This is a genomic window from Stenotrophomonas sp. CCNWLW57 (assembly GCF_037203925.1).
GTDB classification, from domain to species: domain Bacteria; phylum Pseudomonadota; class Gammaproteobacteria; order Xanthomonadales; family Xanthomonadaceae; genus Stenotrophomonas; species Stenotrophomonas rhizophila_A.
Window position 1 is genome coordinate 522,763 of sequence record NZ_JBBCBJ010000003.1, and the last position, 23,140, is coordinate 545,902.

At 65.8% G+C, this 23,140-nt stretch carries 21 protein-coding genes; 15 read left to right on the forward strand and 6 right to left on the reverse strand.

The window, feature by feature from the left end:
- The first annotated feature begins 8 nt into the window (after window positions 1–8).
- The 4 genes from V9K91_RS10270 to V9K91_RS10285 all read left to right on the forward strand — a co-directional run bounded on the left by V9K91_RS10270 (window position 9) and on the right by V9K91_RS10285 (window position 6,370).
- Window positions 9–668 (forward strand): TetR/AcrR family transcriptional regulator, encoded by a 660-nt coding sequence (locus V9K91_RS10270; protein ID WP_068852919.1) that lies wholly within the window; start codon window positions 9–11, stop codon window positions 666–668.
- Window positions 668–1,960 (forward strand): efflux RND transporter periplasmic adaptor subunit, encoded by a 1,293-nt coding sequence (locus V9K91_RS10275; protein ID WP_095362742.1) that lies wholly within the window; start codon window positions 668–670, stop codon window positions 1,958–1,960. The genes V9K91_RS10270 and V9K91_RS10275 overlap by 1 nt, the downstream gene beginning before the upstream one ends.
- A gap of 14 nt (window positions 1,961–1,974) precedes the next feature.
- Window positions 1,975–5,145, forward strand: a complete 3,171-nt coding sequence (locus V9K91_RS10280; RefSeq protein WP_068852926.1) for a multidrug efflux RND transporter permease subunit — start codon at window positions 1,975–1,977, stop codon at window positions 5,143–5,145.
- A gap of 313 nt (window positions 5,146–5,458) precedes the next feature.
- Window positions 5,459–6,370, forward strand: coding sequence for a hypothetical protein (locus V9K91_RS10285; RefSeq protein WP_095362743.1), 912 nt, complete (start codon window positions 5,459–5,461; stop codon window positions 6,368–6,370).
- 592 nt (window positions 6,371–6,962) lie between these two features.
- On the opposite strand, the gene V9K91_RS10290 is transcribed toward V9K91_RS10285, so the two are convergent.
- Window positions 6,963–8,111 (reverse strand): acyl-CoA dehydrogenase family protein, encoded by a 1,149-nt coding sequence (locus V9K91_RS10290; protein ID WP_095362744.1) that lies wholly within the window; start codon window positions 8,109–8,111, stop codon window positions 6,963–6,965.
- Between the two features lie 146 nt (window positions 8,112–8,257).
- Here V9K91_RS10290 and V9K91_RS10295 point away from each other — a divergent pair, with 146 nt between their 5' ends.
- Genes V9K91_RS10295 through V9K91_RS10310 form a run of 4 tightly spaced genes read left to right on the forward strand, consistent with a single transcriptional unit; the run spans window position 8,258 to window position 14,156 of the window.
- A complete protein-coding gene (locus V9K91_RS10295) occupies window positions 8,258–9,187 on the forward strand; it encodes a metalloregulator ArsR/SmtB family transcription factor (protein ID WP_068852932.1) in 930 nt (309 codons plus the stop codon).
- A 12-nt stretch (window positions 9,188–9,199) separates the two neighbouring features.
- Entirely contained in the window at window positions 9,200–10,288 is a 1,089-nt protein-coding gene (locus tag V9K91_RS10300; protein WP_095362745.1) for a homocysteine S-methyltransferase family protein, read from the forward strand.
- Entirely contained in the window at window positions 10,285–12,972 is a 2,688-nt protein-coding gene (metH, locus tag V9K91_RS10305) for a methionine synthase (protein ID WP_095362746.1), read from the forward strand. The genes V9K91_RS10300 and metH overlap by 4 nt, the downstream gene beginning before the upstream one ends.
- On the forward strand, window positions 12,969–14,156 hold the full coding sequence (locus V9K91_RS10310) for an MFS transporter (protein ID WP_095362747.1): 1,188 nt from the start codon (window positions 12,969–12,971) through the stop codon (window positions 14,154–14,156). The genes metH and V9K91_RS10310 overlap by 4 nt, the downstream gene beginning before the upstream one ends.
- Window positions 14,157–14,170: 14 nt before the next feature.
- Here the strand turns inward: V9K91_RS10310 and V9K91_RS10315 are convergent, their stop codons facing one another.
- The 5 genes from V9K91_RS10315 to V9K91_RS10335 all read right to left on the reverse strand — a co-directional run bounded on the left by V9K91_RS10315 (window position 14,171) and on the right by V9K91_RS10335 (window position 18,084).
- Window positions 14,171–14,878: a DUF2058 family protein gene (locus V9K91_RS10315; RefSeq protein WP_095362748.1), complete on the reverse strand. Its 708-nt coding sequence runs from the start codon at window positions 14,876–14,878 to the stop codon at window positions 14,171–14,173.
- A gap of 13 nt (window positions 14,879–14,891) precedes the next feature.
- Window positions 14,892–15,131, reverse strand: a complete 240-nt coding sequence (locus V9K91_RS10320) for a SlyX family protein (RefSeq protein ID WP_068852947.1) — start codon at window positions 15,129–15,131, stop codon at window positions 14,892–14,894.
- The gene (locus V9K91_RS10325; protein ID WP_095362749.1) at window positions 15,124–16,473 is read right to left on the reverse strand and encodes a UDP-glucose/GDP-mannose dehydrogenase family protein; all 1,350 of its coding nucleotides are present in this window, start codon (window positions 16,471–16,473) and stop codon (window positions 15,124–15,126) included. The genes V9K91_RS10320 and V9K91_RS10325 overlap by 8 nt, the downstream gene beginning before the upstream one ends.
- A 24-nt stretch (window positions 16,474–16,497) precedes the next feature.
- Window positions 16,498–17,478, reverse strand: a complete 981-nt coding sequence (locus tag V9K91_RS10330) for an FKBP-type peptidyl-prolyl cis-trans isomerase (protein WP_095362750.1) — start codon at window positions 17,476–17,478, stop codon at window positions 16,498–16,500.
- Between the two features lie 84 nt (window positions 17,479–17,562).
- Window positions 17,563–18,084 carry a glutathione peroxidase gene (locus tag V9K91_RS10335; RefSeq protein WP_095362877.1) on the reverse strand — a complete coding sequence of 174 codons (522 nt, stop codon included), beginning with the start codon at window positions 18,082–18,084 and terminating at the stop codon, window positions 17,563–17,565.
- Window positions 18,085–18,170: 86 nt separating this feature from the next.
- Here V9K91_RS10335 and V9K91_RS10340 point away from each other — a divergent pair, with 86 nt between their 5' ends.
- From V9K91_RS10340 to V9K91_RS10370, 7 genes are all read left to right on the forward strand, one after another.
- Complete coding sequence (locus V9K91_RS10340) at window positions 18,171–18,713, forward strand: hypothetical protein (RefSeq protein ID WP_249832763.1); 543 nt, start codon at window positions 18,171–18,173, stop codon at window positions 18,711–18,713.
- A gap of 2 nt (window positions 18,714–18,715) precedes the next feature.
- Window positions 18,716–19,078: a GntR family transcriptional regulator gene (locus tag V9K91_RS10345; protein ID WP_068852958.1), complete on the forward strand. Its 363-nt coding sequence runs from the start codon at window positions 18,716–18,718 to the stop codon at window positions 19,076–19,078.
- Window positions 19,075–19,950 carry an ABC transporter ATP-binding protein gene (locus tag V9K91_RS10350; protein WP_093532528.1) on the forward strand — a complete coding sequence of 292 codons (876 nt, stop codon included), beginning with the start codon at window positions 19,075–19,077 and terminating at the stop codon, window positions 19,948–19,950. The genes V9K91_RS10345 and V9K91_RS10350 overlap by 4 nt, the downstream gene beginning before the upstream one ends.
- Complete coding sequence (locus V9K91_RS10355; RefSeq protein ID WP_095362751.1) at window positions 19,947–20,978, forward strand: hypothetical protein; 1,032 nt, start codon at window positions 19,947–19,949, stop codon at window positions 20,976–20,978. The genes V9K91_RS10350 and V9K91_RS10355 overlap by 4 nt, the downstream gene beginning before the upstream one ends.
- Before the next feature lie 24 nt (window positions 20,979–21,002).
- Window positions 21,003–21,890, forward strand: coding sequence for a DUF4097 family beta strand repeat-containing protein (locus tag V9K91_RS10360; protein ID WP_095362752.1), 888 nt, complete (start codon window positions 21,003–21,005; stop codon window positions 21,888–21,890).
- A gap of 12 nt (window positions 21,891–21,902) precedes the next feature.
- Complete coding sequence (locus V9K91_RS10365) at window positions 21,903–22,490, forward strand: DUF2884 family protein (RefSeq protein WP_249832766.1); 588 nt, start codon at window positions 21,903–21,905, stop codon at window positions 22,488–22,490.
- 92 nt (window positions 22,491–22,582) lie between these two features.
- Entirely contained in the window at window positions 22,583–23,008 is a 426-nt protein-coding gene (locus V9K91_RS10370) for a hypothetical protein (RefSeq protein WP_093532526.1), read from the forward strand.
- Window positions 23,009–23,140: the final 132 nt, after the last annotated feature.

Sequence of the window (23,140 nt, forward strand, 5' to 3'; positions counted from 1 at the left end):
TCCACCGCGTGAACTCCCCCGCCCCTGCCGCCGCCTTGCTGGACGCGCGCGATCATCGCGTGTTCGATGCCGTGCGCGATCTGATGGCCACCCAGGGCATGCAGCTGAGCATGGAGTCGGTGGCCCAGCAGGCCGGATGTTCCAAGCAGACCCTCTACAGCCGCTACGGCAGCAAGCAGGAACTGCTGCGCCGGGTGCTGCAGCGGCACCTGTGCCGGGCCACGGCCGGGCTTCGGGCACTGGAAGGCGATGACCTGCGCGGCTGCCTGCTGCAGTTCGCCTTCGACTACCTGGACCACTTCAATGAGCCGCACGTGGTCCAGACCCGCCGGCTGATCGCCGGAGAGGCGGCCCGTTTTCCCGATGAGGCACGTTCCTTGTATCGGGATGGGGCGGAGGCGTTGACTTTTCACCTTGCTGAATGGATCCAACATCGCATCCAGGAGTCGCTTCTGCGCCATGACGACCCGCACTTCATGGCTGAACTGCTATTGAGCATGATCGCGGGACAGGATTTCGAGAAGCAGCGCTTTCACACCCCCCATCGTGCCGACGCGTCACAGCGGCGCCGGTGGGCCGAATTTTCCGTGGACAGTTTCCTGCGCGCGTTCGCTGCGCCCGAGGCGATCCGCTTACCGCATTCAAACCAACACCGGAGTTTCTCCTGATGATTGCCCCACTCCGCACCCTCGCCCTGACGTGCGCTGTCGCCGTTGCGTTGACCGCCTGCAAGAAGCCGGAACAACAGACGCCCCCGCCGCCGGAAGTGGGCGTGATCGAAGCCAAGGCCGATACGCTGCCGCTGCAGCGTGAGCTGGTGGGCCGCCTGTCGCCGTACCGCAGCGCCGACGTGCGCGCCCGCGTGCCGGGCGTGCTGCTCAAGCGCGTCTACCAGGAAGGCCAGGACGTCAAACAGGGGCAGGTGCTGTTCCTGATCGACCCGGCGCCGCTGCAGGCCGCATTGAATGCATCGCAGGCTGAGCTCGCGTCGGCCCAGGCCACCTATGCCAATGCCAAGGCCGCCGCCGCGCGCGCCCGCTCGCTGGCCCCCAAGCAGTTCGTCTCCAAGTCCGACCTGGACGCCGCCGAAGCCACCGAGCGCACCGCCGCCGCCGCCGTGCAGCAGGCGCAGGCCTCGCTGGCCAATGCGAAGATCAACCTCGGCTACGCCCAGGTCACCTCGCCCATCGCCGGCCGCGCCGGCAAGCAGCAGGTCACCGAAGGCGCGCTGGTCGGCCAGAGCGACATTACCCTGCTGACCACCGTGGACCAGCTGGACCCGCTGTTCGTCAACTTCTCGATGAGCTCCGACGAGCTGACCCAGCTGCGCCGTGCGCAGGCCGCCGGCGCGGTGTCGCTGAGCGGCGATGGCAAGTCGACCGTGCAGGTGAAGCTGTCCGACGGCACGATGTACGATCAGCCGGGCACGCTGGATTACTCCTCGGCCGTGGTCGACCCGTCCACCGGCGCGGTGACCCTGCGCGCGGTACTGCCCAACCCGCAGCAGATCCTGCTGCCGGGCGCCTTCGTCAGCTTCCAGGCCGTACTGGGTGAGCGCAAAAATGCGTTCCTCGTCCCGCTGCAGGCCCTGCAGCGCGACACCACCGGCGGCTTCGTGATGGTGGTCGGCAAGGACGGCAAGGTGGTGCGCAAGAACGTGGTCACCGAAGGCCAGCAGGGCAGCAACTGGCTGGTCACCAGCGGCATCGAACCGGGCGACCAGGTGATCGTGGCTGGCGTGCAGAAGGTCAAGGAAGGCTCGCCGGCCTCGGCCAAGCCTTGGACCCCGACCGCCGCCAACGGACCTGGCGCAGCGCCTGCGGGTGCTGCACCGGCAGCGGGTGCCGCACCGGCTGCGGGCGCCCCCGCTGCCGCGGGCACCGCGCCGGCCGATGCCGCCGCTGATCCGGCCGCCAAGCCCTCCGATGGCGCTCCGGCTGCCGAACCGACCAAGCAATAACGGGACCTTCCGTCATGCCTAAATTTTTCATTGAACACCCGGTATTCGCCTGGGTGGTCGCGATCCTGATCTCGCTTGCGGGCGTGATCTCGATCCTGGGTCTGGGCGTGGAGTCCTACCCGAGCATCGCACCGCCCCAGGTGACGGTGAGCGCCACCTACCCCGGCGCCAGCGCCGACACCACCGAAAAGTCGGTCACCCAGGTGATCGAGCAGCAGCTGACCGGTATCGATCACCTGCTGTACTTCAGCTCCTCGTCGGCCTCCAACGGCCGCGCGACCATCACCCTGACCTTCGAAACCGGTACCGACGCGGACATCGCCCAGGTGCAGGTGCAGAACAAGGTGTCGCTGGCCACGCCGCGCCTGCCCACCGAAGTGACCCAGCAGGGCGTGGTGGTGGCCAAGGCCAACGCCGGCTTCCTGATGGTGGTGGCGCTGCAGTCGGACAGCGAAGCGATCACCCGCGATGCGCTCAACGACATCGTGGGTTCGCGCGTGCTCGACCAGATCTCGCGCATTCCCGGCGTGGGCAGCACCCAGCAGTTCGGTTCCGAATACGCCATGAACATCTGGCTGAACCCGGAACGCATGCAGGGCTACAACCTCTCGGCCACCCAGGTGCTGGCGGCGATCAAGGCCCAGAACGTGCAGTTCGCGGCCGGTTCGCTGGGCGCCGATCCGTCGCCGGCAGGCCACTATTTCACCGCCACGGTATCGGCGGAGGGCCGCTTCAGCTCGCCTGACCAGTTCGAGAACATCATCCTGCGGGCCAACGCGGACGGTTCGCGCGTGCTGCTCAAGGACGTGGCGCGCATCGCCTTCGGTGCCAACAACTACGGCTTCGATACCCAGTACAACGGCAAGCCGACCGGCGCCTTCGCGATCCAGCTGCTGCCGGGCGCCAACGCCCTGAACGTGGCCAACGCGGTCACCGCGAAGATGGATGAACTGGAATCCACCTTCCCGACCGGGGTCACCTGGTTCTCGCCGTACGACAGCACCACGTTCGTGAAGATCTCGATCGAGGAAGTGGTCAAGACCCTGATCGAGGCGATCGTGCTGGTCTTCCTGGTGATGCTGATCTTCCTGCAGAACTTCCGCGCCACCCTGATCCCCACGCTGGTCATCCCGGTCGCCCTGCTGGGCACCTTCCTGGGCATGAGCATCATCGGCTTCACCATCAACCAGCTGACCCTGTTTGCGATGGTGCTGGCGATCGGCATCGTGGTCGATGACGCCATCGTGGTCATCGAGAACGTCGAACGCATCATGACCGAGGAGAAGCTGCCGCCGAAGGCCGCCACCCAGAAGGCCATGACCCAGATCACCGGCGCGGTGGTGGCCATCACCGTGGTGCTGGCGGCGGTGTTCATTCCGTCGGCGCTGCAGGGCGGTGCCGCCGGTGAGATCTACAAGCAGTTCGCGCTGACCATCGCCATCGCGATGGCGTTCTCGGCGTTCCTGGCGCTGGGCTTCACCCCGGCGCTGTGCGCGACCTTCCTGAAGGCCACGCACGGCGAACCGAACGTGGTCTACCGCACCTTCAACAAGTATTACGACAAGGTCAGTGGCACCTACGTGGGCCACATCACCTCGGCGGTGAAGCATGCGCCGCGCTGGATGATCCTGTTCGTGGTGCTCACCGTGCTGTGCGGCTTCCTGTTCACCCGCATGCCGGGCAGCTTCCTGCCGGAAGAAGACCAGGGCTATGCGCTGGCGATCGTGCAGCTGCCGCCGGGCTCGACCAAGGCGCAGACCAATGCGACCTTCGCGCAGATGCGCGGCATCCTGGAAAAGCAGGATGGCTTCGAAGGCATGCTGCAGGTGGCCGGTTTCAGCTTCGTCGGCTCGGGCGAAAACGTGGGCATGGGCTTCATCCGGCTCAAGCCGTGGGCGGACCGTGACATCACGGTGCCCGAGTTCATCCAGAACATGAACGGCGCGTTCTACGGCATCAAGGAGGCGCAGATCTTCGTGGTCAACCTGCCCACGGTGCAGGGCCTGGGCCAGTTCGGCGGCTTCGACATGTGGCTGCAGGACCGCGGCGGTGCCGGCTTCGAACAGCTCACGCAGGCGCGCAACATCCTGCTGGGCAAGGCGGCCGAGGAGAAGGAACTGCTCACCGGCGTGCGCCCGAACGGGCTGGAAAACGCGCCGCAGCTGCAGCTGCACGTGGACCGCGTGCAGGCGCAGACGATGGGCCTGTCGGTGTCGGACGTGTACAGCACCATCCAGCTGATGCTGGCGCCGGTATACGTGAACGACTTCTTCTACCAGGGCCGAATCAAGCGCGTGACCATGCAGGCCGATGGTCCGTTCCGCACCGGTGCGGAGTCGTTGAACAGCTTCTACACGCCCAGTTCGCTGCAGACCAACGCCGACGGTACGCCGGCGATGATTCCGCTGAGCACGGTGGTGAAGTCCGAATGGGTGTCCGCCCCGCCGTCGCTGAGCCGCTACAACGGCTATTCGGCGATCAACATCGTCGGTTCGCAGGCACCGGGCAAGAGCTCGGGCGAAGCGATGCAGGCAATGGAGCGGATCGTGCAGGACGACCTGCCGGCAGGCTTCGGCTATGACTGGTCGGGCATGTCCTACCAGGAAATCCTGGCGGGCAATGCGGCCACGCTGCTGCTGGTGCTGTCGATCGTGGTGGTGTTCCTGTGCCTTGCGGCGCTGTATGAAAGCTGGTCGATCCCGGTGGCGGTGCTGCTGGTGGTACCGCTGGGCGTCCTGGGTGCGCTGTCGTTCTCGCTCGCCCGTGGCCTGCCCAACGATCTGTACTTCAAGATCGGCCTGATCACGGTGATCGGCCTGGCGGCGAAGAACGCGATCCTGATCGTGGAGTTCGCGGTGGAGCAGCGCGCAGCAGGCAAGAACCTGCGCGAGGCGACCATCGAAGCCTCGCGCCTGCGCTTCCGGCCGATCCTGATGACCTCGTTCGCGTTCATCATGGGCGTGATCCCGATGGCGATCTCCACCGGTGCCGGCGCCAACGCGCGTCACGCCATCGGTACGGGCGTGATCGGCGGCATGGTATTCGCCACCTTCCTGGGCCTGCTGATGATCCCGGTGTTCTTCGTGGTGGTCCGCCGCATGCTGGGCGACAAGCTGGACGAACCGTCCAAGGAGTTCCTGGAACGCCAGGGCGAAGCCACCGCAGCGCATCGTCCGGATCGTTGATCTTTGTTTGAATGAAACGCGAAAGGCCCCGGAGCGATCCGGGGCCTTTTTTTTGCGGTTGCACGCTTGCTGTGTTGCCGGGCGTCGCCCGGCTGCTGATGCATTTGTGCGAACAGCGCCTGGCTGAGACGATCTCTGGCTAGGCGGGTCGGTGCCACGGGAAAAGCCGTTGACGTAATTCCTACGCGCCACTGGCTTACAAACGCCTTGCGTTGTCGCGTGTGACACCAGATTCGGCATTTGCTACGCGTCGCGCAACGTTATGACTTCATCGGGCGTAACAACAACACTCCATCAACCGAAGGAGTGGTCCATGTCTTTGTCAGTCAAAACCTACGCGATTCTTCTCATCGCATCTATCGCCTCTGGAATGTTTGCCGCACCCGCTGCCCGTGCAGCCGGTGTCATCAACTGCGAGAACTGCGCGGATCCCCGGCAGGCCGCCATCGCTTCGGGCGTCGGCTTGACTGTCGTCGTTGATGTGTCCGGCAAGAAGCTGCTTGCCTACGATGTCGAGTACGACCGCGAGTTGAAGCGCTACCGGGCGCTGCCCGTACCCGTACCCGACGATATCAGCAACTCCTTCCACCGCCTGCTTCGCCTGATGGAAGCCGCCCGGGAATCGGCCGAGCAGTTGCCGCCGCAAGCGCGCGGGCGCAGCGTCATTGTTCCGGTACATCCCGATGATCCGAGTAATACCAATGGAATCACGTTTCCAGATACCTTCAAATCGTTGACGGCCTCCGACGTCGTGATCTCGACCGATCACCGAAAGGGGCTAGAGGCGGGAATCGGCACCGCATTCTGCGGGGCTGACACCCGCTATCCCGTATGGAACGCTTTGGCTCCCACGATGACCTCCATCATCATGAGCGTGGGAAGCCGGCTGACCGGCGTTGAAAGCGTTACGTATGTGATCACGTGGCGGGACGGGTCCACTACACGACTGGTGATTTCTACGGATGCAGTGGATCTGGCCAAGTATCAGAACGGTCACAGCAGGGATGCCGAGGGCAACCCCATCCCCGATCGGGCCGCGTCGGATCCTGAAACGGGACCCGATTTCGCGGGCGCGTATACTTTCAGCGACGAGCAGACGCTGAACAATTGGCTCAATGCCGCCTACGTCTCTGGCGTTCCCGTACACGTTGCGGATCGCACCCTGCCGGTAACCATCATCTGCCGATGGAACGGCCGGACATTGGAATGCGAAGTGCCGCGATAGCGCTGGAAGAGACGTACGCGTGCTGCGTGGTCCGATGTGGCTCCTGTGGTCCGATGTGGCTCCTGAGGATGAGGCAGGAGTGGGGTCGATTCCCGAACGACTACCGATTGCAAAGATCGGCGCCGTGGCGCATGGACATGGAACGGAGTGAGGCGCGCGGTCTATCCTTGCTACGGGAAAAGCCGGTGTGCCGGCGATGCCTGCACCTGCTTCGATCAGTTCAATGCGTTATCGAACGTGGAAATTTTCACGGCGGTTGTTTGGGAACCAACCCTACCGGCGTGGCTCGTTGCCCTGTGCTTTTTCCTTGGCCTCCTGCCTACTTTCAAAGGCGAGCCGGGGCGGGTTTGCGGGGGCTTTGCGAAACATGGATGTTTCGCAAGAGCCTCCAGGGACGGATTCACGGCGCCCCCCGCAAACCCGCACCGGCTCGCCAACTCCGGCAAACCGGTGGCCAACGGCTGTTCGCCCAGATGCATGAAGCTACCGGGCGCAGCCCGGTACCCAGGTACACCATGCAATCAGACACCCCAAAAGCAATCGGGGCCCCAATAGGGCCCCGATGCTTTGGTCTGTACAGCGAGAAGCCGCCTCAGCGCAGGCCGGTTTCGTTGCGGGCGATGACCAGGCGCTGGATTTCCGAGGTGCCTTCGTAAATCTCGGTGATCTTGGCATCACGGAAGTAACGCTCCAGCGGCATTTCCTTGGAGTAACCCATGCCGCCGTGGATCTGCACGGCCTGGTGGGTGATCCACATCGCCGCTTCCGAAGCGGTCAGCTTGGCGATGGCCGCTTCGTTGCTGAAACGCTTGCCCTGGCCCTTCACCCATGCCGCGCGCAGGGTCAGCAGCAGCGCTGCATCCAGCTTGCACTTCATGTCGGCGATCTTGGCCTGGGTCATCTGGAACGTACCGATCGCCGCGCCGAAGGCCTTGCGGTCCTTCACGTATTCGATCGTGGCCTCATAGGCCGCACGTGCGATGCCGATCGCCTGTGACGCGATGCCGATGCGGCCGGCGTCCAGCACGCCCATCGCGATCTTGAAGCCCTCGCCTTCCTTGCCCACCACGTCTTCAGCCGCCGCCACGTAATCCTGGAACTCGATCTCGCAGGTGGCCGAGGCGCGGATGCCGAGCTTCGGCTCGGTCTTGCCGCGGTGGAAGCCGACCTTGTCGGTGTCGATCATGAACGCAGTGATGCCACGCGCACCCTGCTCCGGGTCGGTCATGGCAAACAGCACGATGTACTTGGCCACCGGACCGGAGGTGATCCAGCTCTTCTTGCCGTTGATCACATAGGTGCCGTCGGCCTGCCTGACCGCGCGGCAACGCATGGCCGTGGCGTCCGAACCCGACTGCGGCTCGGTCAGCGCGAACGCGCCGATGGCCTCGCCCTCGGCGATGGCGCGCACGTACTTCTGCTTCTGGGCCTCGCTGCCGTGGGTCAGGATGCCGTTGCAGAACAGCGAGTTGTTGACCGACATGATGGTCGAATGCGCGGCGTCGCCGGCGGCAACCTCCACCATCGCCAGCACGTAGGCAATCGGGTCCATGCCCGCGCCGCCGTACTCGGCCGGCACTTCGATGCCCATCAGGCCGTTTTCGCCCAGCAGGCGGATGTTGTCCAGCGGGAACTCGCCGGTACGGTCATGGTGCTCGGCGCTCGGCGCGATCTTTTCCTGCGCGATGCGGCGCGCAACGTCCTGCAGCATCAGCTGCTCTTCGGTGAAACTGAAATCCACGAAACCCTCCCAGGAACATGTCGATATGGCCGCGCCGGGCGCGTCCAGGTGCGGCGATTGTACCGGGGGCCACCCAATCCGGGCTGACTTGACCGCGAAGGCGCCAAAGGACGAAAATATCTCTATATCGCGATAGGTAGATATTTATGGATCTCGAGGACTGGTCGGTCCGGCTGAAGGTGTTCGCCGACGCCACCCGCGTGCGCCTGCTGGCGCTGCTGGAGCAGGAAGAACTCACCGTGGCCGAGCTGTCGGCCATCACCACCCTGGCCCAGCCGCGGGTGTCGACCCACCTGGCCCGCCTCAAGGAAGCCGGCCTGGTGCGCGACCGGCGCGCAGGCGTGTCGGCGTACTACCGCTTCGACGATGCCGCGCTGGACCCGGCCCAACGCGCATTGTGGCACGCCCTGAGCACCGGCAGCGACGACCCGCTGCTGCGCCAGGATGCTGAACGCGTGGCCAGCGTGCTGGCCAGCCGCGCCGCCGATCAGAACTGGGCCGACAGCGTGGCCGGCGACATGGAACGCCATTACTCGCCCGGCCGCACCTGGGAAGCGCTGGCGCGCACGGCGCTGCCGCTGCTGGAAACCGGGGACGTGCTCGATATCGCCTCCGGCGATGGCGTGCTGGCGGAACTGGTGGCCCCGCATGCCAAGCGCTACGTCTGCATCGACACCAGCGCCCGCGTCGTGGCCGCCGCCAGCGAACGCCTGCGCCGCCTGGCCAACGTGGAAGTGCGCGAGGGCGACATGCATGCCCTGCCCTTCAAGGACCGCAGCTTCGACCTGGTGGTGCTGATGCATGCACTGACCTACGCCGCCAAGCCGGCCCAGGCCGTGGCCGAAGGCGCGCGCGTGCTGCGCTCCGGTGGCCGCCTGCTGCTCTGCAGCCTGGCCCGCCACGAGCACAAGGCCGCCGTCGAGGCCTATGGCCACGTCAACCTGGGTTTCTCGGACAAGGAACTGCGTAAGTTCGCCGAGAAGGCCGGCCTGGTGGTCTCCAGCCTGGAAACGGTGACCCGCGAAAAGCGTCCGCCGCATTTTGAAGTCATTTCGCTGATTGCCAGCAAGCCCTGAGGTTTCCACGCGATGTCCCTGCCCTGGCTGCACCCCGATCGTGTCCGCGCCCTTGAAGACGCGCTGGCCCAGCGCATCCTGATCATCGACGGTGCGATGGGCACCATGATCCAGCGGCACGGGCTGGAGGAAGGCGATTACCGCGGGGAACGCTTCGCCGGTGGCTTCGACCACCAGCACGGCGCCGGCTGCGACCACGGCACGCCGGAAGGCCACGACCTCAAGGGCAACAACGACCTGCTGCTGCTGACCCGCCCCGAGGTCATTGCCGGCATCCACACCGCCTACCTGAAAGCCGGTGCTGACCTGGTCGAAACCAACACGTTCAATGCCACCTCGGTAAGCCAGGCCGATTACCACCTGGAACACCTGGTGTACGAGTTGAACAAGGCCGGCGCTGCCGTCGCGCGCGCCTGCTGCGATGCGGTCGAGGCCAACACCCCGGATAAACCGCGTTTCGTCATCGGTGTGCTGGGGCCGACCAGCCGCACCGCCTCGATCAGCCCCGACGTGAACGATCCCGGTTTCCGCAACACCAGCTTCGATGCGCTGCGCGAGACCTACCGCGAGGCCATCGACGGCCTGATCGACGGCGGCGCCGACACCCTGATGGTGGAAACCATCTTCGACACGCTCAATGCCAAGGCCGCGCTGTTCGCCATCGAAGAAGCCTTCGATGCGCGCGGCGCGCGCCTGCCGATCATGATCTCCGGCACCATCACCGATGCCTCCGGGCGCACCCTCTCGGGCCAGACCGCCGATGCCTTCCATGCGTCGCTCGCCCACGCTCGCCCTCTGTCGATCGGCCTGAACTGCGCGCTCGGCGCCGACGCGATGCGACCGCACGTGGAAACCCTGGGCCAGGTGGCCGACTGTTACGTCAGCGCCCATCCCAACGCCGGGCTGCCCAACGCCTTCGGTGAGTACGACGAGACCCCGGACGAAATGGCCGCCACCCTGCGCGGTTTCGCCGAGGACGGCCTGCTCAACCTGGTGGGTGGCTGCTGCGGCTCCACCCCCGACCACATCCGTGCCATCGCCCAGGCCGTGGCCGGCCTGCGGCCGCGCGCACTGCCCGGCGCGCAGGAGCAGGCGGCATGAACGCCCCTACCCGCAACACCCGGCTGTCCGGGCTGGAACCGCTGGTCATCACCCCGGACCTGTTGTTCGTCAACATCGGCGAGCGCACCAACGTCACCGGCAGCGCGCAGTTCCGCAAGCTGGTCAAGGAAGAACGCTACGAAGAAGCGGTGGAAGTGGCCCGCCAGCAGGTCGCCAGCGGCGCGCAGATCCTGGATGTCAACATGGACGAGGGCCTGATCGATTCCGAGAAAGCGATGACCCGCTATCTCAACCTGATCATGTCCGAGCCGGATATCGCGCGCATCCCGGTGATGGTCGATTCGTCCAAGTGGAGCGTGATCGAAGCCGGGCTGAAGTGCCTGCAGGGCAAGAGCGTGGTCAATTCGATCTCGCTCAAGGAAGGCGAAGCGCAGTTCATCGAGCACGCGCGCAAGGTGCTGCGCTACGGTGCGGCCGCGGTGGTGATGGCCTTCGACGAGCAGGGCCAGGCCGATACCTGCGCGCGCAAGGTGGAAATCTGCACCCGTGCCTACCGGATCCTGGTCGACCAGGTCGGCTTCCCGCCGCAGGACATCATCTTCGACCCGAACATCTTCGCCGTGGCCACCGGCATCGAAGAGCACGACAACTACGCGGTGGACTTCATCGAAGCCACCCGCATCATCAAGCGCACACTGCCGCACTGCCATGTGTCCGGTGGCGTGTCCAACGTGTCGTTCTCGTTCCGTGGCAACGAAACGGTGCGCCAGGCCATCCACGCGGTGTTCCTGTACCACGCCATCGCGGCGGGCATGGACATGGGCATCGTCAACGCCGGCGCAATGCCGATCTACGACGACCTGGATGCCGAACTGCGCGAGCGCGTGGAGGACGTGATCCTCAACCGCCGTCCGGATGGCACCGAGCGCCTGCTCGAGATCGCCGAGCGCTACAAGGGCAGGAAGGGCGAGATCAAGGGCGAAGACCTGGCCTGGCGCGAAAAGCCGATCGACGCGCGCCTGGCGCATGCGCTGGTGCACGGCCTGGATGCCTGGGTCGAAGCCGATACCGAGGAAGCGCGGATCCGTTCCAGCCGCCCGCTGGACGTGATCGAAGGCCCGTTGATGGACGGCATGAACGTGGTCGGCGACCTGTTCGGCGCCGGCAAGATGTTCCTGCCGCAGGTGGTCAAGTCCGCGCGCGTGATGAAGAAGGCGGTGGCCTACCTGCTGCCCTTCATCGAAGCCGAGAAGGCACGCAGCGGCGATACCGCCAAGAGCAACGGCAAGATCATCATGGCCACGGTGAAGGGTGATGTGCATGACATCGGCAAGAACATCGTCGGCGTGGTGCTCGCGTGCAACAACTTCGAGGTGATCGACCTCGGCGTGATGGTGCCGGCGCAGAAGATCCTGGACGCGGCCCGCGCCGAGAACGCCGACATCATCGGCCTGTCCGGGTTGATCACCCCGTCGCTGGAAGAAATGAGCCACGTGGCCCGCGAGATGGAACGGCAGGGCTTCACCCTGCCCTTGATGATCGGCGGCGCCACCACGTCGCGCGCGCACACCGCGCTGAAGATCGACCCGCATTACAAGGCGCCCACGGTGTGGGTGAAGGATGCCTCGCGGGCGGTGGGCGTGGCCCAGTCGCTGATCTCCAGCGAACTGCGCGAGGCCTTCGTGGCCGCCAACGAGGCCGACTACGCCGACATCCGCCAGCGCCACCGCAACCGCGGCGATGCCAAACGCCTGGTGACCCTGGCCAAGGCCCGCGCGCAGCGTTTCGACGGCAACTGGGCGCAGTACCAGCCGCCGGCCCCGCGCAAGCCGGGCCTGCACGTGCTGGATGACTACCCGCTGGCCGACCTGGTCGGGGTGATCGACTGGACCCCGTTCTTCCAGGCCTGGGAACTGGCCGGCAAGTACCCGGCCATCCTCACCGACGAGATCGTGGGCACCCAGGCCAGCGAGCTGTACCGCGATGCGCGCGCGATGCTCAAGCGCATCGTCGACGAGCGTTGGCTGACCGCCAAGGCGGTGTTCGGGCTGTGGCCGGCCAACAGCGTGGGCGACGATGTGCACCTGAGCACCGGGCAGGGCCCGGCCGTACTGCACTTCCTGCGCCAGCAGGTGGACAAGCCGGTGGAGCGCCCGGACTTCTGCCTGGCCGATTTCATCGCGCCGGCCGACAGCGGCCGCCAGGACTGGATCGGCGCGTTCGCGGTCACCGCCGGGATCGGGATCGACCCGCACGTGGCCCGCTTCGAGGCCGACCATGACGACTACAACGCGATCCTGCTCAAGGCGCTGGCCGACCGCCTGGCCGAAGCCCTGGCCGAGCGCCTGCACCAGCATGTGCGCACCGATTACTGGGGCTACCAGCCGGACGAGGCACTGGACAACGATGCGTTGATTGCCGAGCAGTACAGCGGCATCCGCCCGGCGCCGGGCTACCCCGCCTGCCCCGAGCACAGCGAGAAAGCCACGCTGTTCCGCCTGCTCGATGCGGAAAACAACGCGGACATGCAGCTGACCGAGAGCTTTGCGATGCTGCCCACCGCGGCGGTGTCCGGCTATTACTTCAGCCACCCGCAGAGCCAGTATTTCGTGGTCGGCCGGGTCACCCGCGAGCAGGTCAGCGATTACGCCAAACGCAAGGGCGTGGAGCGCGCGCAGGTCGAACGCTGGCTGGCCTCCAACCTGGATTACGATCCGGAATGAACGCGGTTCCGGTCGCCCGCCTCTCCAGCTACTACCTGTTCTACTACGCGGCGCTCGGCGCATTCACCCCGTACTGGTCGCTGTTCCTGACCGCGCGCGGGATGAGCGTGACCGCGATCAGCGTGATGATGGGGATCTGGTACGCCACCCGCATCGTGGCACCCACGACGTGGACCTCGATTGCCGCCGCCTCGCGGCACCCGATCCGCTGGCTGCGCGTGGGCAGCGTGCTGACCCTGCTCACCTTCTGCGCGTTCCTGCTGCCGCTGCCACTGCCGTGGATGTACCCGGCCATGGTGGTGTTCTGCTTCTTCTACAACGCGGTGATGCCGCAGTTCGAATCGATCACCCTCACCCACCTGGGCAACGACAGCCACCGCTACGGGCTGATCCGGGTGTGGGGCTCGCTGGGCTTCATCGCGGTGGTGATGGGCTTTGGCTGGCTGATCGAAGGCAGCGGCGGAGCTGGGAAGGCGTACCTGCTGCCGTGGCTGATGTTGCCGCTGTTCGCGTTGCTGGTGGGCTCGGCGTTTGCCAACTACTACGCGCGCGATTTCCATCGCGCGGATGGCGATGCCAGCGGCTTCTGGCAGATCGTGCGCAAACCGCAGGTGCTGGCGTTCTTCCTGGCCGCGTTCATGGAGCAGCTGTCGTTCGGGCCGTACTACACGTTCTTTTCGGTCTACATGGATCACCACGGCTATGCGACCTCCACGCTGGGGCTGCTGTGGACGATCGGCGTGGTGTTCGAGGTCGGCGTGTTCTTCACCATCGGCCGCTTCTTCCGCCGCTATGACGCCAGCTGGATGCTGCTGATCGCCCTGGTCAGCTCCACCCTGCGCTGGACCGTCACCGCACTGTTCCCGGACCACCTGGGGGTGATGCTGGTGGCGCAGACCGCGCATGCGCTGGGATTTGCGGCCTTCTTCGCGGCGGCCATGCAGATGCTGGCGACCTACTTCCCGGGCCGGCTCAACGGGCACGGCCAGGGGCTGCTGTATGGCTTCTCGTCAGGCGTCGGCGGCGTGCTCGGCGCGTTGATCGCCGGCCAGCTGTGGAACATCGACCAGGGCCGCACCGCGTTCCTGGCCGGCGCGGGGTTTGCATTCGCCGGTGCACTCCTGTGCTTCTTCGCGATCAGCCTGCCGCTGTTGCGGCGAGGGAACACGACAGACCGGCGATAGGCTTCGTACCCGTTTTACCAGACCAGGTCGTCGGGCACCTGGTAGGCCGGATCGGCGTACGGGTCGTCTTCGGCCGGGGCGTTGGGGTCCACGCGCAGTGCCACGGCCGGGGCGAAGATCGCTTCGGCTTCGTCCAGCACCGCTGCGGTTACCAGCAGGTAGCGGCCGGTGCTCTGCAGCACGCCCAGTTCGCCGGCGTTGAGCTGGCGCAGCTGCTCGGCGGTGACATAGATCCGCTTGATCTTGCCGCCGTACGGGAAGTGCCGCGCGATGTCGGCGGCTTCATCGTTGAGCGCCTTGTCCTTGAGCAGCTCGTCGAGCTTGACCTTGGCTTCGCGGCGCACGCGCGCCTCTTCCTGCTTCAGCCGCTCGGCTTCGATGCGGTCGTCTTTTTCCTTCTGCGCGCGGATCGCGTAGGCCTTGGCCAGGTCGATGTCCTCGCGCGAGCGCGGCTTGCCCTGGCCGGGGTTCTGGCCTTGGCCGGGACGTGCGTTGCCGCTGGGGCGGCCTTTGCCTTGGGGACCGCGACGCGCATCGCCCTCGCGCGGCGGGCGCTGGCCCTCGCGCGGCCCACGGGCGCCCTCACCGGCCTTGGCCTGCGGTCGGGCACCCTGCGGCGCGTTGGAGGGCCGGCCATCGCGGCGGGCGTCGGGCTTGCGTTCGGGCTTGGGCGCGGCTTTGAAGCCAAGGCCCAGCAGCTGGTCGCGGAGGGTATCGCTCATGACGTTGGATCGATCAGTAGTGCGGGGGCGGCGGTTCTTCGCCCGAATCGGAATACAGCGCGTTGCGGACCTTGCCCAGGTCCTCCAGCAGCAGGCGGGTCAGGTCCGCGTTGCGGCTGCCCTCGATGCGGGCATCGGCCAGGGCTTCGCTCAGCTCGGCCAAGGCCTGTTCCTGGAAGGACACCCGCATTTCAAGTTCGACCAGGCGCGCTTCCAGCGCCTGCTCACGCGCGGTGGGAGTGGAATCATGCATGCAGCGAACGTCCCCGGCCAATGCCGTAATAGGCCAGGCCCGCGGCTTCGATCTCCTGCGGGTCGTACAGGTTGCGACCGTCGAACACGACGGCGTCTTTCAGCGTTTCACGCAGGTGGGCGAAATCCGGGCTGCGGAACTGCTTCCATTCGGTGACCACCACCAGCGCATCGGCGCCGTCCAGTGCGTCATTGGCGCTGTCGCAGAACACCAGGTCGTCGCGCTCGCCGAATATGCGGCGGGCCTCATCGGTGGCTTCCGGGTCGTACGCGCGGACGGTGGCACCGCCCTCCCACAGCTGTGCCAGCAGGCGGCGGCTGGAGGCTTCGCGCATGTCATCGGTGTTCGGCTTGAAGGCCAGGCCCCACACCGCGAAGGTGCGGCCGCGCACGCCCTCATCCTCGCCACGGTCATAATGGCGCTGGATCAGCTGGAACAGGTGCCCCTTCTGCGCATCGTTGACCGCTTCCACCGCATTGAGCAGCTTGGGCTCGTGCCCGTACTGCTGCGCGGTGCGGGCCAGCGCCTGCACGTCCTTGGGGAAACACGAGCCGCCGTAACCGGCGCCCGGGTAGATGAAGTGCCAACCGATGCGCGGGTCCGAGCCGATGCCCTGGCGGACCTGTTCGACATCGGCACCGACTTTCTCAGCGATATTGGCGATTTCGTTCATGAACGAAATCTTGGTCGCCAGCATGGCGTTGGCGGCGTACTTGGTCAGCTCGGCCGAGCGCACGTCCATCTCCACCACGCGGTCGTGGTTGCGGTTGAACGGTGCGTACAGGCGGCGCATCAGCGCCACCGACTCGGCATTGGCCGCGCCGATCACGATGCGGTCCGGCCGCATGCAGTCGGCCACGGCGTCGCCTTCCTTGAGGAATTCGGGGTTGGAGACCACGTCGAAGGCGATCTCCTCGCCACGCTCGGCCAGCGCTTGGGCGATGGCGGCACGGACCTTGTCGGCCGTGCCTACCGGCACGGTCGACTTGTTCACCACCACGGTGGGCACACGCATGTGCCGGCCGATGGTGCGGGCCACGGCCAGCACGTACTGCAGGTCGGCGCTGCCGTCCTCGTCCGGTGGCGTGCCCACGGCAATGAAGATCACCTGGCCATGCGCGATCGCCGCCTCGGCGTCGGTGGTGAAGGCCAGCCGCAACGCGGCATGGTTGGCCTTGACCATCGGCTCCAGGCCCGGCTCATAGATCGGGATGACGCCGCGGTTGAGGCCATCCACCTTGGCCTGGTCGATATCGACGCAGACCACCTGGTGGCCGACATCGGCCAGGCAGGTACCCGTGACCAGACCGACGTAGCCGGTACCGAAGATTGAGACGCGCATGTCCGTATTGACTCCAGTTCCGTTTTACGGAGCAATGCCCAGCAGTTCGACGTCGAAGGTCAGCGTCGCGTTCGGACCGATCGGACCGCCCGGGGTGCCCTGCTCGCCATAGGCCAGCTCGCCCGGGATCCAGAAGCGGTACTTGGCGCCGACCGGCATCAGCTGCACGCCTTCCGACCAGCCCTTGACCACCTGGTCCAGGCCGAACTCGATCGGCTGGCCACGCTGGATGCTGCTGTCGAAGACGGTGCCGTCGAGCAGCTTGCCTTCGTAATGCACCTTGACCTTGCTGGTGGGGAGCGGGCGCTCGCCCGAACCGGGACGGATCACCTGGTACTGCAGGCCCGACGCGGTGGTGACCACGCCCGGCACGGTCTTGTTCTTGGCCATGAAGTCATTGCCGGCGCGGCGGTTGGTCTCGCCCTGGGCGGCGGCCTTGGCCTGCATTTCCGCCTGCTGGGCGGCCATGAAGCCTTCCATCGTGGCCTGGGCCTGTTCGGCGGTCATCTTCGGGGTGCCCTTGGCAAACGCGGTCTGCACGGCGTCGAACAGCGCGTCCAGGTCGACCTGGTCCTTCAGCGGCGCCAGCGACGGGCCCACGGCATAGCTGCCGAGCATCAGGCCTACCTTCTCACGATCCACCTTCGGCGCGGGGGTGCCCGGGGCCATGCCCGGAACCGGCTGGCCAGCCTTGACGGCCATGGCCATGCGCAGCGACTGGTCGGTCTTCTGGGCTTCTTCCTGGGTGATCAGCGGCTGCTTGCCTTCGAAGGCATTGCTCACCGCACGACGCAGGGCCGCGATGTCGATCTGGTCGGCAATGGGCTCGAAGGACTTGGCCACGTCCATACCAATGGCGTAGCCGACTTTTTCACGCTGGGAGGTCAAAGCAGAAGTCTCCTTGGCGGCCGCGCCTGCGGCCGGTTGTTGCGACATCACGGTACCGGTGGCACCCATCGCCAGAATCAGAACCGACGCCGCAGCGCCGCGCATTCCCATCTTCATTTGCTGCTTTCCTGGAAGTGACTGGACGCCGACGTCGGCGCGAAAGCGATCATTGTCGCACGCACGTGCGAGATGTCGAGGATGTCAGCGCTTTGCAGGCGCAACGGACAGCTCACGTTCGATTGCCGCCACCAGTTGCTTGTCGTCGGGCTTGACCTTGCTGGAGAACTGCGCCACCACCCGACCATCGCGCGACAGCAGGTATTTGTGGAAGTTCCAGCCGGGCGCAACGCCGGTGGCGGCGGTCAGGCGCTGGTACAGCGGCGTGGCGTCGGTGCCGGTGACCTGCACTTTCTGGAACATCGGGAACTTTACGCCATAGGTAAGCGTGCAGAACTCCTGGATCTCCTTCTCGCTGCCCGGCTCCTGGCCCTTGAAATCATTGGACGGGAAGCCCAGCACCGAGAAGCCGCGCGCGGCGTATCGGGTCTGCAGCCCTTCCAGCGCCTCGTACTGCGGGGTGAAGCCGCATTTGCTGGCGGTATTGACCACCAGCAGCACCTTGCCGCCGTACTGCTTTTCCAGGTTCACCTCGGTCTTGCCGGCCAGCGGCCGGTAGTTGAGGTCAAGCAGATCCGCGGCCTGGGCGGACCCGGCGCCCAGCATCCCGACCAGCAGCAGCCCACTGCCCCAGCGGCGGGCGCGCGCCCGGGTGGCGTGGAACGGGGAAGTCGCGCGGTGGGACTGGGGCATTGGAAACTCCGGTAAAGAGGCTGGAAAACCCTGTCCTGCAGGGGAAGGCGGACTATATCACCGGGGGTTTCAGTGCGCGGTTGACGCACATGGTCGTCACGCGGCTGAATACCCGCAGACTGATCCCGGCGCACCGCGGCACCATCAATCGCTTGATAATCAATGCGTTAACGCGATCGCGCCGCCATCGTCATGCCCCTGCCATCAGTTGGGGTGTGTCGGGTATTGCACTTGGCTGTGCCGGTGTTATAGTTGCATACAACACCAGTCACCTGATGCAGGGGAAGCCCATGAACCGCATGCGCCACCACTCCGCCAAAGCCCTGACAGCCGCCTCCGCGCTGCTGTTGCTGGGCTGGTTCAGCATCCCTGCCGGTGACCGTGGCAGCGAGACCGCCACCGGTGCGTTTGAAAGCCCGCAGGACGCAGGCGTCATCCAGGCAGGGAACGCCGACGGCGCCCCCACGCCTCCCCGCCGGCTGCACAGCTCCCTGTCCATGCCTTACTTCTCATTCGCACAGTCGCTGAACCCACGGAGCTGACCATGAGCGATATCCAATGGAGCGATGGCGCTCCGATCTACCGTCAGCTGAAAGAACGCGTGATTGCCATGATGCTCGACAGCATCATCAAGCCCGGCGACGCGCTGCCTTCGGTTCGACAGGTGGCCGCCGAGTACCAGCTCAATCCCATCACCGTTTCGCGCGCCTACCAGGAACTGGCCGATGAAGGCCTGGTCGAGAAGCGCCGCGGCCTGGGCATGTTCATGACCGAAGAAGCGGCCACGCAGCTGCGCAGCAGCGAGCGCGACCGGTTCCTCAATGAAGAATGGCCGCTGGTCCTGGAGCGCATCCAGCGCCTGGGCCTCCGCCTCGACGAATTGCTGCCCCAGGGGAAATCCTCATGAATGCCGTTGCTAGTGATGTCGTCATTTCCGCTCGTGGCCTGCGCAAGGCCTACAAATCCACGCTCGCGCTGGACAACACCAGCTTCACCATCGCCCCGGGCCGGATCACCGGCCTGATCGGCCCCAACGGCGCGGGCAAGACCACCCTGCTCAAGGCGCTGCTGGGCCTGACCCAGGTCGAGGGCGAGCTGAGCGTGCTGGGCCTGGACCCGACCGTGCAGCGCAACGCGCTGATGAATGATGTGTGCTTCATCGCCGACGTGGCGGTGCTGCCGCGCTGGATGAAGGTGCGCGAGGCGATCGATTTCGTCGCCGGGGTCCACCCGCGCTTCGATCGTGCCCGCTGCGAACGCTTCCTGGCCTCCACCAAGCTGCAGCCGCGCCAGCGCGTACGTGAACTGTCCAAGGGCATGATCGTGCAGCTGCACCTGGCGCTGGTGATGGCCATCGACGCCAAGGTGCTGGTGCTGGACGAGCCCACCCTGGGCCTGGACATCCTGTACCGCAAGGAGTTCTACCAGCGCCTGCTGGAAGACTATTTCGACGAGCAGAAGACGATCATCGTGACCACCCACCAGGTGGAAGAGATCGAACACATCCTCACCGACGTGATGTTCATCCGCGACGGCCGCATCGTGCTCACCACCGACATGGAAGACGTCGGCGAGCGCTACACCGAAGTGCTGGTGTCGGCCGAAACGCTGGAAGCGGCGCGTGCGCTGAAGCCGATCGACGAGCGCAGCCTGCCGTTCGGCAAGACCGTGCTGCTGTTCGACGGGGTGCCGCGCGCCCAGCTCACGCCGCTTGGCGAAATCCGCAGCCCGGGGCTGGCGGATCTGTTCGTGGCCATCATGAAGGGAACCTACGCATGAACACCGTCCACTTCCACCCCATCAGCAAGGCCAGCACCTTCAAGTGGCTGCTCAAGCGCGAGTACTGGGAAAACCGCGGCGGTTTTCTGTGGGCACCGCTGATCGCCGGCGGCATTTCGCTGGTGATGAGCCTGATCGGCATCCTGCTCGGCCTGTGGGGCCTGCGCCGGGCGGCCGAGAGCGGTGACCTGCACATCGACAACACCAACATCAACGTCAACGGCCTGGATCTGAAGCTGTTGACCGCCCACATGGATGCCAAGGCCATGGCCGACCTGGGCAACACCCTGGACGCCACCCTGGTACTGAGCTCGCTATGGCCGTTCGTGGTGCTGGCCTTCGTGGTGTTCTTCTACTGCCTGGGTGCCCTGTACGACGACCGCCGCGACCGCAGCATCCTGTTCTGGAAGTCGCTGCCGCTGTCGGACACGCAGACCGTGCTGTCCAAGGCGCTGAGCGCTCTGCTGGTGGCCCCGGTGATCGCGGTGATCGCGTCGGTGCTGACCATGTTCGGCTTCATGGCGATCCTCTCGGTGGTGGTGCTGGCCCATGGCGGCAACCCGCTCACCTTGATCTGGGGCCCGGCCAGCCCGCTGGCGTTCGTGGCCAGCCACCTGTCCTGGCTGCCGGTGTACCTGCTGTGGGCCCTGCCGACCGTGGGCTGGCTGCTGATGTGGTCGGCGTGGGCCAAGTCCAAGCCGTTCCTGTGGGCCGTCATGCTGCCGCTGTTTGCCGGCATCATCGTCAGCACCACCCACGTCATGAATCTGTTCAACATGACCAGCGGCTGGTTCTGGCAGCACATCGTCGGCCGCCTGCTGCTGGGCACGCTGCCGGGCAGCGACCTGTTCTACCGCACCGACCAGCTGCAGTCGGTGATGCGCGACAGCGACAACGTGGCCGCGGCGCTGTCGCCGTCCAGCCAGCTGGCCGCGCTGGCCCTGCCCGAGCTGTGGATCGGCGCTGCCTTCGGTGTCGCGTTCATCATCATCGCCATCCGCCTGCGCCGCCGCGCTGGCGAAATCTGATCCCGCCCCTTCGAGGACCCGCCCATGATCCGCAAGCTCGTCGTCGCTTCCCTGCTGTTGCTGCCGCTGACCGGACTGGCCGATGAACCGCAGTGCCGGTTCAACGCCCCGCGTGACCTCAAGCTCGACGTCGCCGGCGCGAAAGCCGTGGTATTCGAGGTGAACCAGCACGACCTGGTGCTGCAGGCCGGCCCGGGCGCAGCCCAGCTCAGTGGCCGCGCCTGCGCCTCCAATGCGGACTGGTTGAGCCAGCTGACCGTGACCCAGAAAAAGGTCGGCGACAAGCTGGTGGTTCAGCTGCAGCGCGAAAACCAGGGCCTGAACTGGAACACCGGCGGCAGCAACTACGCCTACCTGGACCTGCGCGGCACCATCCCGGACAACGTGCTGGTGCAGATGAAGGTCGGCTCGGGCGATGCCAGCGTGACCGGGGCGCATTCGCTCAGCGCCGATGTCGGCTCGGGCGACATCAAGCTGCGCGACATCAAGGGGCTGGTGACGGCGGCGATCGGCTCGGGCGATGTGGAGCTCGACGGCGCCGGTGCACTGAACCTGCTGTCGATCGGCTCGGGCGATTTCACCGCCCGCAACCTGCGCGGCAACGCCACGGTCGGCACGATCGGCTCGGGCGACCTCACCCTGGACGGGGTCGCCGGCAATGTCGATATCAAGACGGTCGGTTCGGGCGACGTGGACCTGCGCCAGGTCAAGGGCAACGTCAGCCTGGGCAACATCGGTTCGGGCGATTTCGAAGCCCGCGCGGTGGGCGGCAGCGTCAAGGTCGAGCGGCACGGCTCGGGCGACGTGACGGTCCGCGATGTGGGCGGCGACCTGACGGTGGCCAACAGCGGCAGCGGCGACATCAACCACAGCGACGTGCGCGGCAAGCTGCAGCTGCCGCGCGGCAAATAAGGGGACCCCACCATGAACATGCGACTGCTGCTGCCCACCCTGCTGCTGTGCCTGCCGTTGGCGGCCTGCAGCAACACGGATTCAAACAAGACCGACCCGGCCACCGGCAAGCCGGTGGTGGATGCCGATTCGATCGGCAAGAAGGTCAAGGACGCCACGGACAAGGCGCGGGTGGAAATCGCCCAGGGCAACATCAAGATTTCCAACGACCAGAACGACAAGGCCGAAATCACCCCGCAGGGCGACCTGCTGATCAACGGCAAGGCGGTCACCATCGATGCCCAGCAGCGGGCGCTGCTGATGGACTACCGCAAGCAGGTGGAAAAGCTGGCGGGCGCAGGCATGGACATCGGCGTGGCCGGTGCCAGCCTGGGCGTGAAGGCCGCTGGCGAAGCCCTGCGCGGGGTGTTCTCCGGCGACACGCAGGGCATCGAGGAGAAGGTGAACGCCGAAGCGGCCAAGATCGAAGCCAGCGCCAAGCAGCTGTGCGAGCTGCTGCCGACGATGATGGCCAAGCAGCAGGCGCTGGCGGCGGCGCTGCCGGCCTTCAAGCCTTACGCCACCATGGACCAGAGCGACGTCGACGACTGCCATAACTGAGCCGTCGCCACCTGCGACATCCGGTCGCAGGCAGGCCCGCTACACGGGGGGAGGGCTACACTAGCCCTCCCCTTTTTTATGCACTGCCGGCCATGAAGAAGCTGTACCTCCTGCTGTTGGCCCTGTTCTGCCTTGCCGCCACCGGCTGCGACCAGGAATACCGCAACCACCGCGTCGAGCGCAGCAAGCCGAAGATCACCGTCAGCGACGGCATGGTCACCGTGCGCCGCGCGCCGGCGCCGAACATCATCGTGCTGCCCAACGGCCACATGAAGATCGACGAGATCGAAATTCCGCTCGACGACAGCCAGCACGCGCTGCTGCAGCAGATGTTCGGCCAGCTTCAGGTGTTGCGCCAGAACACGCTCACCGATGCCCCGTACGACCCGGACAAACGCGCGGTGAAGATCCAGGTGCCGCCGGGCATGCAGCCGATCCCGCCGGACCTGGTCACGCGTGTTCCGCAGTTCAAGGATTACACCGAGACGTTCGACAACCTGATGGCGGATCGGCGGTAAGCGTCAACGTCAAACGCCAGAGCCTTGGTCTGCTTGCATTCGCGCGCAGGGCCGGCGGGTGCGGGGGTACGGGGGGCGCCGTGAACCCTTCCATGGGGGCTCTTGCGAAACATCCATGTTTCGCAAAGCCCC